7 protein-coding genes are annotated in these 11,458 nt (G+C 64.9%); 4 read left to right on the forward strand and 3 right to left on the reverse strand.

Annotated features, from left to right (window positions below; translation table 11 throughout):
* The first annotated feature begins 245 nt into the window (after window positions 1-245).
* Genes O6X71_RS04665 through O6X71_RS04675 form a run of 3 tightly spaced genes read left to right on the forward strand, consistent with a single transcriptional unit; the run spans window position 246 to window position 4,951 of the window.
* Complete coding sequence (locus tag O6X71_RS04665; RefSeq protein ID WP_353464677.1) at window positions 246-2,765, forward strand: TonB-dependent receptor; 2,520 nt, start codon at window positions 246-248, stop codon at window positions 2,763-2,765.
* Between the two features lie 8 nt (window positions 2,766-2,773).
* Window positions 2,774-3,943, forward strand: coding sequence for a YdcF family protein (locus tag O6X71_RS04670; RefSeq protein WP_435368443.1), 1,170 nt, complete (start codon window positions 2,774-2,776; stop codon window positions 3,941-3,943).
* Between the two features lie 18 nt (window positions 3,944-3,961).
* Window positions 3,962-4,951 (forward strand): nuclease, encoded by a 990-nt coding sequence (locus O6X71_RS04675; RefSeq protein ID WP_353464678.1) that lies wholly within the window; start codon window positions 3,962-3,964, stop codon window positions 4,949-4,951.
* A 64-nt stretch (window positions 4,952-5,015) separates the two neighbouring features.
* Here O6X71_RS04675 and O6X71_RS04680 read toward each other — a convergent pair whose 3' ends face one another.
* From O6X71_RS04680 to O6X71_RS04690, 3 genes are all read right to left on the reverse strand, one after another.
* Complete coding sequence (locus O6X71_RS04680) at window positions 5,016-6,581, reverse strand: alkaline phosphatase D family protein (protein WP_353464679.1); 1,566 nt, start codon at window positions 6,579-6,581, stop codon at window positions 5,016-5,018.
* Between the two features lie 135 nt (window positions 6,582-6,716).
* The gene (locus O6X71_RS04685; RefSeq protein ID WP_353464680.1) at window positions 6,717-7,691 is read right to left on the reverse strand and encodes a FecR family protein; all 975 of its coding nucleotides are present in this window, start codon (window positions 7,689-7,691) and stop codon (window positions 6,717-6,719) included.
* Window positions 7,688-8,227: an RNA polymerase sigma factor gene (locus O6X71_RS04690; RefSeq protein ID WP_353464681.1), complete on the reverse strand. Its 540-nt coding sequence runs from the start codon at window positions 8,225-8,227 to the stop codon at window positions 7,688-7,690. Before O6X71_RS04690 ends, O6X71_RS04685 begins: the two co-directional genes overlap by 4 nt.
* A 267-nt stretch (window positions 8,228-8,494) precedes the next feature.
* Between O6X71_RS04690 and O6X71_RS04695 the strand changes: the two genes are divergently transcribed.
* Window positions 8,495-11,458, forward strand: a complete 2,964-nt coding sequence (locus tag O6X71_RS04695) for a TonB-dependent receptor (protein ID WP_353464682.1) — start codon at window positions 8,495-8,497, stop codon at window positions 11,456-11,458.

Below are 11,458 nucleotides of genomic sequence, written 5' to 3' on the forward strand. Positions count from 1 at the left end.
CTGGCGTCGCTGCCAAGGGCAGCACCAGTATCGCCGTCCCTTCCTGATAGGACGACGCGGCAGGGATCCGGATCGGCAGGTAGAGCGTGGAGCGAACTTTCACGGTCCGATGGTCGCCCGAGGTCGCGTTGCTTGGCCTAGAACGCGGCGAATTGGTATTTTTTTGGTTTTATAATTCAAGATGTAACATTGGCCCTCCAACGGGACTGGATTCTTGCTTTGCAAATCAGTTCCTGGGGGGACCAATGCTCAAATCCATTCTCGCAAGCGGCGCTGCGGTCGCTGCCTTGAGCGCAACGATCGCCGCGCCCGCCTATGCCCAAGCGGCCGACGCCGCCGCAGCGGCCGCAACCGATAAAGCCGCCGCCGCCGCTCCTGCTGCGGCCCCCGAGGAAACCAAAAGCGACATCATCGTCACCGGTTCGACGCGCGCGCAACGCCGCTTCGACGCGTCCTATGCGATCAACGTCCTCTCGCAGGCTGACATCGAGAAGATCGCACCGGTAAACTTTGCCGACCTCATCGGACAGTTGCCGGGCTTCCAGACCGAGATCACCGGCGGCGAAGTGCAGAACATCTACCGTATCCGCGGCCTGCCGAACGACGGCGGCTTCGTCAGTTTCCAGCAGGATGGCTTGCCGCTGTTCCATGAGAATGACGGCGTGTTCTTCCGCGGCGACGCGATCCTGAAGCCCGATCTGATGACCGAGCGAGTCGAAGTCGTTCGCGGCGGTCCCGCCCCCGTCTACGCAAGCTATTCGGGCGCGATCGTCAATGCGATCGAAGTGACGGGACGCGACGAGGTGCGCGGCAAGGCACAGGTCACGGTCGGCGATACCGGGCTCTACCGTGCAGACATCGTCCAGTCGGGGCCCCTCGGCGGCAAGACCTATTACGCGGTCGGCGGGTTCGTTCGCTATCACGATGGCTACCGTGACAACGGCTTTCCGAACGACAAGGGCGGCCAGTTCCGCGCCAACATCAAGCACGACCTGGACAACGGCTCGCTTCGGCTGAGCGTCAACTACGTCAACGATCACAACGTGTTCTATCTACCCATCCCGACCGCCGACCCGCGCAACCCGGCGGTCTCGCTCGATCGCTATATCGACTATTTCTCGGGCACGATGAACTCGCCAGCGCTGCGCAACGTCAACCTGCGCTACCGCGACGGTGCCGGCGTGGTCCAGAATGAGTCGAGCGACCTCGCCGACGGTCGCTATATGCGAATGATCAACATCGGTACGCAATATGATGCCGATTTCGACGGCTGGCTGGTCTCCGCCAAGGCCGGCTTCACGATGGGCAAGCTCGATTTCAACGCGTTCTACTCGACCACCAACCCGGTCGATGCGAACAGCTTTGCAACCGGCTATCGCGCCCGCGCGACAACTGCGTTCGGTCCGGTTGCGTCGCTCGGTTATGTGCTCGCCGGCACCAGCACGGTCTACGATCCCTACGCCGCCTCCGGCCTGGTCGTGCAGGGCCAGTACCGCGACATCCATTCGAAATTCTATTCGAACCAGGTCAACCTGTCGGTCGCCAAGAAGTTCGAGACCGGCTTCGGCAGCCACGATCTAAAGCTCGGCGTGTATGGCAGCCTCTACGGCGAGGATAGCCGGACGATCTATCAGAACTACCTGATCGAGGTGGCGGGCAAGCCACGTACGCTCGACCTGATCGCCTACAACGCCGCCGGAACGCGGATCGGGTCCGTTACGGATAACGGCGTACTCAACTACGCCGCGACGCTGACCCGCGGCAATTCCGATGCGAAGATGATCGCGCTCTTCGCCAACGACACCTGGGAGATACTCCCCGGCCTGCGGTTCGACGCGGGCGTCCGCCACGAGCGCTACAGCTACAAGGGCTATGCCGCGCTGACGGGACAAGCAAATCTTGGCAACGGCGCGACGCTGGCAGACGACACCACGCGTGCGTTTACCGGCAACATTATCAACCAGACGGGCAAGCCGCACGTCACCAACTGGACCGCGGGCGCCAACTACGACTTCAACCGGCATATAGGCGTGTACGGGCGCGCCTCGCATCTCGAGACGCCCCCGAGCGTGCAGACCGTGATGAGCATCAACCCGACCATCCTCACCACGATCGCCGATCAGTACGAAGCCGGGCTGAAGCTGGCGGCAGGCCGTTCGTACCTGTACGTCACGGGCTTCTATACCAATTTCGATCCGCTCAATGCGTCGTTCCTGGCGTTCGACCCGAGCACCGGACGCAACGACGTCAACATTCCCTTCATCGGCGAAGCGCAGGTCAAGGGCATCGAGTTCGACGGATCGCTCGCACTGACATCATGGTTCTCGCTTAACGGCGCGCTGACGATCAGCGATCCCAAATACAAGAACTTCCAGAGCTCGACCGGCGCCGATCCCGTCCAGGCCGAGGGCAAGCAGATCGTTCGCCAGCCGAAGATCTACGGCAACATCCGCCCAAGCTTCGACTTCGATCTCGGCGACAACGCGGTGTCGGTCTATGGTCGCTATACCTATATGGGGAAGCGCTTCGTCGACCTGTACAACAACACCGCACTGCCAGCCTATGGCACGACCGGCGCGGGCGTGACGGTGCGGCATGGCACGTGGCAGGTGCAGGTCGTCGGCGACAATCTGTTCAACGCGCACGGCCTGACCGAAGGCAACACGCGTACCGACCAGTTGAGCGGCCAGGGTAGTTCGGAGGCGATTTACGGCCGTCCGATCTTCGGTCGCAACGTCCGGCTCGTGGTCGGCAAATCCTGGTGAGATACGGCTTGGCCCTTGCCGCGGCGATCGTCGGCTTTGCGTGCGTACCGGCTAGCGCCGAGCCGGTGGTCGCGCAGGCAGTGGCCAAGCCGGTCGGCGACCGCGTCATTGGCGCTTTGTCGCACCAGCTATTCCCGCTGTTCGACGCGATCGGCGGAGATCCGGCGGCTGTCGAGCGGTTGAAAGCGAACCCTGCCGTTGCGGCAATGCTGGCGACCCGCGCCGGGCGGCGGACCGCCTGTGCCGACGACTTGACCTGCATCACGCAGGCGCTGGTCTGGACGCCGTCCGAGTCCGCAACTCTCGCCGAGGCAATCCCGAGGAGCATGTCGTCTGCCGACGACGGCGCCGCGGCGCAGGCCAAGCGCGAGATCGAGGGGATCAACGTCGTTCTCCGCACCTTCGGCCTGGGTCAGGTGCCGCGGTACCCACAGATCGACGGCACGGGGCCGATCGATCCGCTGGAGGCACGCGCACGATTGCAGGCCGCCGACTGGCTGTCGCGCACGCCGCGCGCGCGATCGGCCCAGGCGATCGACCCAAGTATGGACTTCGCACTGTCCTTGCTCGACGTCAGCGACCGAACCGATGCGATCGGCTTCGATCCACTGATCGGAGGCTTGAACGCCGCCGCCGTAAAGCGCGCGCGGTCGCTCGACTGGAAGCGGTGGCGGTTTAGCGCGATGATCGTCACCGGTGTTGGACCCGAGATGCCTGACACCGCGCTCAGCCCGTTCGGCAAATACCATGTCCGCCTCGCTGCGGATCGCTTCGCACGCGGCGACATCGCGCTGATCATCGTGACCGGCGGACGCGCGCATCCTCGTGCCACGCGCTTCACCGAAGCAGAGCAGATGCGCGCGGCGCTGATCGAGCGCTACGGCGTACCGGCAGACGCGATCGTCATCGAACCCTATGCCCGGCACACCACGACCAACCTGCGCAACGCGACCCGCCTGCTTGCCACTCTCGGCGCGCCGCTCGACAAGGACGCGCTGATCGTCTGCAATCCAGGACAGAGCGAGACGATCGCCAGCGCCGCGTTCGCGCAGCGCAACCTGGCCGAACTGGGCTACGTCCCTGGGCAAGTCGGTCGGCGATGGTCGCCAACCGAACTCGAGTTCCGGCCTTCACCACTATCTTTACGGGTCGACCCGCGCGATCCCCTCGACCCCTGATCCCGTCTGGAGCCTGTGATGCGCCCTGCCCTGTTCGCCACGATCGCCGTTCTTGCCGTGACCTGGATGCCCACGTCGGCGCAGGCCTGGGGCGGCACCGCGCACGCCGTCATCGACCGCGCGGCGATCGAGGCGATCCCCGACGATGGCCCGGTCTTCCTGCGACGCCATGTCGACTACATCGCCGGGTCGGCCTCGCTGCCGGACGCGTGGCGTGGGTCGTCCGAAAACTTCTCGAAGATCGAGGAGGATCCGAACCATGGCTGGTTCCGCGAGCAGTTCACCTTCCTGAAGCCGATCCCCCGATCGCGCTACGAATTCGTCATCGCGGTGTTCAAACAGCACGAGAAGATCAAGCACACCGATCCCGCAACCGCCGCACGGACCAACGTACGCTGGACCGGCACGCTCCCCTATGCGGCGATCGAGGCCTATGAGCGGATCGTCGTCTGCATGCGCGATGTCCGCGCTGCGCAGGCGACTGGTAGGGACGCTGCATTCGCCGAGCAGCATTGCGCCTTCGACGTCATCCGCCTCGGGCATTACATCGGCGACGGCGCGCAGCCTCTGCATGACTCGGTCAACAGCGACGGCTGGCGCGGGGCCAATCCCAAGGGGTACACGACCGACCGATCGATCCACGGTCGGTTCGAAAGCCGCTTCGTCGACGGAATGAAACTGACGTCGTCCGACATCACGCCGCGGATCGGGGCGCCAGGCCACCGCGATGGCGACATGTTCGACGCGATCCTCGCCTTTCTCGACAATGCCGGCAACAAGATGGAAAACGTCTACATCCTCGAAAAGCGGAACGGTTTCACCGATTTCGCCGACAAGGATGTGCGTGCGCTCGTCTACACGCAGACGACCGCTGGCGCGGCGATGCTCCGCGACATGCTATGCCGTGCCTGGAGCGAGAGCGCGACCAAACCCGCCGAGATACAACCTTCGCCGATCGATTTCGCGAACCCCCGGTTCAATCCTGAAACGGGCTCGGCGCCCGACTGATCGCAAGCAAACGGGCGATTATGGATGCCGCGTTGGCGTCGGTTTGCAGGGCGACCGCGGACCGTCAGCCCGGTTGTAAGCCGGGCTGCTTCGGATCCACCGCGAATGTCGCCAGCGTCGAGATCGCCCCGCCGGGCCGATCGACCTGGTCCATCACCTTGACCTCGGCGAGCCAGCTATCCGGCGTCACGGTGAAGAGTTGGTAGCCGCGTTGGTTGTTGAGCAGCGCTACGTTCGGATTGTTGTCCAGCGTCTGGGTTTCGCCCGCATAGTGCAGCCCGCCGGTGCCACCCGAGGAAATCGAGGTCGCGAGGAATTCCGTGGCAATCGCAGGGCCGCCGACGTCCTGCGCATCGCGTGGGACAGAGCCGACGACGTGCTGGTGAAGATCGCCGCTGCCGATCACGACGTTGGTCAGGCCGCGCCGAGCAACGCTGTCGACCAGCCGCTGACGGGACAGCGGGTAGCCGTTCCAGTTGTCCTTGCCGACGATGGGCGTCGTGGCGCCGTCCTTGCGCGCATCATAGGGCATGAAGAGAACCTGCTGCGCGATGAAGTTCCAGCGGGCACCGTTGGCCAGTCCCTGGTCGAGCCAGTGCTCCTGTACCGCCCCCAGCATCGTCCGCTCCGGCCGGTCGACGGGAACGCAGGCATCGAGCTCCGCGCGCGGCAGACCGGGGCGCTCGCAAAGCTGATCGCTGCGAGACGAGCGCGTATCGAGAACGTGCATCCGCGCGAGCGTACCGTAATCGAGCCGGCGATAGGCGTGCGCGCCGTTAGCTCCGGGCCGCTGCGCGCGCCGGACGGGTACATGCTCGTACCAGGCTTGCAGCGCCGCCGCCTTGCGGTGGGCGAATATCTCGGGCGGGTTGCCGTCCTTGTCGAATTCGCCCGCCCAATTATCGTCGATCTCGTGGTCGTCGAACGACATGATGAAGGCGACCGCGGCGTGCGCCGCCTGGAGATCGGGATCCGCCTTGTACTGGGCATAGCGGCGGCGATACGCGTCCAGCGTGTAGGTCTCCGCGCCGAGATGCTTGCGCGGGCTGGGCTCGGTACGCGCCGCCATCTCGTAGATATAGTCGCCATAGTGAAAGACCGCGTCGAGGTCGGGCTCACGCGCGACGTGCGCATAGGCGGTGAAGAAGCCGGTCTCGAAATCCTGGCAGCCCAGCATCGCAAGCCGCAACCGGTCTAGCGATGCGCCCGCTGCCGGCGCGGTCCGCGCGGTGCCGATCGGGCTGGCGCCGGCGCCGGCGACGAGGAAGCGGTACCAATAGGGGCGATGCGGCCGCAGCCCGTCGACCTCGACATGGACCGAGTGCGCCAGCGCCGCGTCCGCCACCGCCGCGCCGGTGCGGACGATCTTGCGGAAGCCGGGGTCCTCGGCGACCTCCCAGCGAAGCGGAACGTCGTGCGGCGGCATACCACCATCGGGGGTCTGCGGCTCGGGCGCCAACCGCGTCCAGATGACGAACCCGTCCGGCCACGGCTCGCCCGACGCGATCCCGAGCGTGAACGGATCGCGCGCGAACGTCGTCCGTGCCAGCAGGCGAGGCGCGCCCAATCCTCCCAGCAGCGATAGGGACAGACCGGCCTTGACCAGATTGCGGCGATCGAACTGAATCACGGCGGGCATACTCCCTTGCAGCAGGGCGCGGACTGCACGCCGGACCACGCCCGGCATCGCATCGCACCCTGTCATGCTCGGAAGACGGACCAGCCCGGCGAAACCCGACACGCAAAGCGGCCGGCAACGGTAATGTTAGTGGTCTTCTGCCCTGGCTCCGGGGCGAATGGAGATCGTCTTCGGACCATAAGCGACGTCGACATGATAGGCCGCCTGCACCGCCTGCAGCGCCCGGTCGGTATCGGCGATGTGGAAGCGGCCGCTGATCGGCAGCGCCTGCAAGCCGCGATCCTGCAACAGGATCGGCCGCGCCGAATAGCGCTGCACCTTGCCGATCAGCACGCCGAGCGGGATATCCGACGCTTCGAACCATCCGGACTTCCAATCGGGCGCGCCTTCCGCGATGCGCGGCTGCGCGACGACATGCCCGTCGACGACACGCGCGCCGTCTCCCTTGCGCACCACGAGATTAGCCGCGCCGTCCACGCCGACCTCCACCGCGCCGCGATATACCGACACCGCAGTCCGCGTCGGGCTTTGGCGGTCGACGTTGAACGCGGTGCCCAACACGCGCACCGACGTGGTGCCGCTGGTGACCCGGAACGCCCGGACACCTTCGTGGTGCACATCGAAGAACGCTTCGCCGCGCACCAGCGTCGCGGTGCGTTCCCATGGCAGGATGCGTACGCGAAGCTCGGTATCACTGCTCAGGTCCACCCGCGATCCGTCTGCCAGCACGACCGACCGGGCCTTGCCCTCGCCACTACGATAGGTGCTCGTCGACAGCATCGGCAGGAGCAGGACGATCGCGAGCAGCATCGCGCATGCGGCCGCCGCCAACCGGGGGGCCGTGGCCCACCGTCTGCGGATTCGAAGGTCTGGTTCGGGCGGAGCGTGAGCGGTGATCGGTGCTAGCTTGGCCTGACCGAGCGCTTCGACCAGCGCGTCCGATTGCCACAGCGCCTGGAGATCCGCAAAAACCTCGCGGTGGCGCGGCGACGCCGCCATCCAGGCATCGAAGTTCGGCCCCGCCGCCGCATCGAACGCAGGTTGGTTAAGCCGGTCGATCCAGCCAGCCGCCTCTTCCGCGATCTGGTTCTCGCGGCTCATCGCTCGCCGCCACGCATGACCGCGTTCCCCGGCATCGCCTTATGCAGGTCGGCAAGACCGCGGGTAATATGCTTTTCGACTGCCTTCGGGCTCAATCCCAGGTCCCTTGCTATCGCGGCACAGCTTTGCCCCTGCAATCGACGGCGGACAAGTACGTCGCGGCGCAGTGGTGGCATCGCCGCCAAGGCGTCGTTGAGGATCGCAAGCTCCTGACGGCCGACGAGCACCCGATCGGGCAACGGCGCCTGGCTGGCGGGCTCCTCCTCGCGTTCGGCGACGTATCTCTTGTCGCGGCGGTGATGATCGACCAGTAGGTTCGCGGCGATCCGAAAGCCCAACGCATAGATGCTCACCAGCTTTTGCAGGCGGCTTTGGTGCACCAGCCTCGACAGCGTCTCTTGCACGACATCCTCGGCGACGTCCGCGCGGTTCGTGCGCGCCCGCACATACCGGTTCAGCGTGGCGGCGATCGCACGCCAGTCCTCGGCCGGGGGTTCGCCCGCGAGTGTCTCGATGTGATGCGGCGACGCGGGCATGGACTATCCGGGATGTTCGTCCCGGCCATCTAGACTCCGTTTGTGACAATCTCGGACAGCATCATGAAGAGCGTGCGGACCAAGTATATTCAGAGGTTCGGACGCCTTGGTTAAGGCAACGATAGCCGCGCCGACATGTCATATAAATGAAACCAAATACTTTGTCGGGTTCTACGCGTATTTGTCGTCTTCCCCTCAAGCCATCCGGGGGAAACCATGTTCAACAAGCTCCGACTTTCAAATCTTCTGTTAAGCTCTGTCGCGTCATTGGCTTGCATTGCCACGCCGGCAACAGCACAAAGCGCGCAGTCTGCGCCGCGCCAGTTCACGTTCGACGTGCCGGCGCAGAGTCTCGGCGACGCACTACTGGCGTTTTCCCGGCGGACGGGGCTGCAACTGGCGTCCTCGCCAGCGCTGTTGAAAGGCGCGCGCAGCCAGCGCGTGCGCGGGCGGATGACCGCCGAGGCAGCACTCGAGCGGCTTACCGCGGGTAGCGCCCTCGACGGCAGGATCGTCGGCGGCACGGTGACGGTCGTGCGGCGCATGCCCTATGCCACGGCGGGGGCGAACACCCCTGCCGTGGCCTTCGGCTCTGCGGAGACACAGACGGCGACCGTACCGGTCTCGCTGGGTGAACGATCAACGGATGGCAGTACGGACATCGTCGTCACCGGGTACCGCGAGAGCATAGCCAAGGCGCAGCAGCTCAAGAAAGCCGCGACCGGTTCGCAGGACGTGATCCTGGCGCAGGACATCGCCGCATTTCCCGACCAGAACCTCGCGGAAGCGCTGCAACGCATTCCCGGCGTCGCGATCACGCGCGACAGCGGCGAAGGTCGTCAGATCTCGCTACGTGGCCTCGGCGCAGATTTTACGCGAACCCAGCTGAACGGCATGGAGGTACTCACCAACACCTCGTCGGGGCTCGACAGCCGGTCATCGGTCAGCCGCTCCCGCTCGTTCGACTACAGCATCTTCGCGTCCGAACTGTTCAACAAGGTCGTCGTCGAGAAATCCTATGCGGCCGAACAGGACGAGGGCGGCATCGGCGGCACCGTCGGGCTGCACACCGCCAAGCCCTTCGACTTCAACGGCCTTACCGTCGTGGCATCCGCCAAGGGGCAGTCGAACCAATATACCAAGACCGTCACGCCGCGGCTGGTCGGCCTCATCTCGGACCGGTGGGGCGATTTCGGGGTCCTCGCATCGGTGGCGTACAGCACCGCGGACACGGTCGAATTCGGCTATCGCAACTGGAACTGGTCGCAACTCAATTTCGGTGCCGCCAACGTCGGTCCGGGCGTCTCCGCGGCGGACCGGGCGGTGCTGGTCGGTGCGACCGGCGCCAACCGCGCATGGAACAGCCGCGCGCAGACCTATGCGACATTCTTCAACAAACGCGAACGCCTCGGCCTCACTACCGCGCTGCAATATCACCCGAACGACCGGACCGATCTGACTCTCGACGTCCTGTACGGCAGATTGACCAACGATCGCCGATCGGGCGTGATCGGGGCCGCGGGCACCAATGGTGTCGCCGCCAACAACGTCACCGGGACGCAGGTGCTGACCGGGGTGAGCTTCGACGAGTATAACGACATCGTCGGCGCGGCATTCGATCACGTCGACATGCGCACGGAATCGAAGGTTACGCGGGATCAGACGACTTTCTGGCAGGCCGCGCTGAACGGGCACACCGATCTGACTAGCAACCTTACCGTCAACTTTCTCGGCGGCTGGTCGCGATCGACGTTCAATTCGCACTATGCGCAGGTATATCTGGAGGCGGTCGACAAGAGCTATGCGTTCAGCGGCCTGAACACGGGATCGCCGCGAACCAGCTACGGCTTCGACATCGCCGATGCGTCGCAGTGGGATCTTCAAGGCCTGGAAACCCGCGCCGATCGCATCCGCAGCGAATTCTACAACAGCAAGGCGGAACTCGCCTGGACGGTCGGCTCGGGTTCGACGATCAAGGCGGGGGGCGGGTTCAAGCGCTTCACCAACGGCGGCTGGCAGCGCAAGGTGGCACCGAGCTACGAGGGCAAGCCCGGCGTGCCCGACGTCCCCACCAGCGTGCTGTCGGACAGCAGCCTGGCCCCCTATGTCATCGGCGACGTCGCGGGCACCTACGCGCTGCTGGGCCAGAGCTTGACCGTCGACGAGCGCAACACCGTCGCAGGCACCGCGTATGACCTGATCGAACAAACCTACGGCGCCTATCTGCAATACGACCTCGAAACGCAGCTCGGCAGCGTCGGCCTCCGCGCCAATCTGGGTGTGCGCTACTATCATACCGATCTCGGATCATCGGGTACCGCGCTGGTCGGCAGCGCGCTGGTTCCGGTCAACGTGACCAACCGTTACGACGGCTTCCTGCCCGCGGCCAACCTGGCGTTCGACCTCAGCCGGTCGCTTGTCTTTCGCATCAGCGGCAACCGCAATTTGAGCCGCCCCGCGCTCAGCGACATGCGCGCGGCAGGTACGCTGAACCTCGCCTCGTTCGGCGGTACGATCGCCGCGGGCAACCCCAACCTCGCACCGTTCATCGCCGATTCCGTCGAGGGGTCACTTGAATATTACGACGGCAAGCGCGGTTCGCTGGCGATCGGCGCGTTCTACAAGCACATGGACTCGTACATAACGTCGGAGACGCGATTGGTCGCGTACAACAGCACGGGGTATCCATCGTCACTACTGCCCGTCGGCGTCGACCCGTCGGTGCTGGTGAACTACACGCGGCCGATCAACGGTCCCGGCGCGTCGATCAAGGGCATCGAGATCGCCGCAAAACGGGACTTCGACTTCCTCCCCGCGCCGTTCGACAGGCTCGGCTTGCTCGGCAACGTCACCCTCGCCGAGGGATCGACCGATGTGTTCTACTCCGGCGTCGCGGTTCGCCTGCCGTTGCCGACGCTCTCGAAATTCTCGTCCAACGCGACGCTGTATTACGATACCGATCGCTGGGGCGTGCGAGGCTCCGTGGCGACCCGCTCGCGCTATCGCTGGGGCGACGGTGGCAACGGCAATATCGGCGAGTACATCAAGGGCACGACGAACCTGGACGCATCCGCCTATGTCAACGTCACGCGCCAGTTCAAGCTGTCACTGGACGTGATCAACATCACCGACGAACCGATCGTCCAATATGCGGACGGCACCGCCAAGCGGGTGATGACCAACACGGTAAGCGGGCGGACCGTGGCGTTTGGCGGGACGATGAGGTTCTAG

The organism is Sphingomonas faeni (genome assembly GCF_040407505.1).
In the GTDB taxonomy this organism is placed as follows: domain Bacteria; phylum Pseudomonadota; class Alphaproteobacteria; order Sphingomonadales; family Sphingomonadaceae; genus Sphingomonas; species Sphingomonas faeni_E.

Bases quoted from the DNA above. Each gene is read 5' to 3' on its own strand.
- O6X71_RS04665 (WP_353464677.1), top strand. From the start codon at position 246: ATGCTCAAATCCATTCTCGCAAGCGGCGCTGCGGTCGCTGCCTTGAGC.
- O6X71_RS04675 (WP_353464678.1), top strand. From the start codon at position 3,962: ATGCGCCCTGCCCTGTTCGCCACGATCGCCGTTCTTGCCGTGACCTGG.
- O6X71_RS04685 (WP_353464680.1), bottom strand. From the start codon at position 7,691: ATGAGCCGCGAGAACCAGATCGCGGAAGAGGCGGCTGGCTGGATCGAC.
- O6X71_RS04690 (WP_353464681.1), bottom strand. From the start codon at position 8,227: ATGCCCGCGTCGCCGCATCACATCGAGACACTCGCGGGCGAACCCCCG.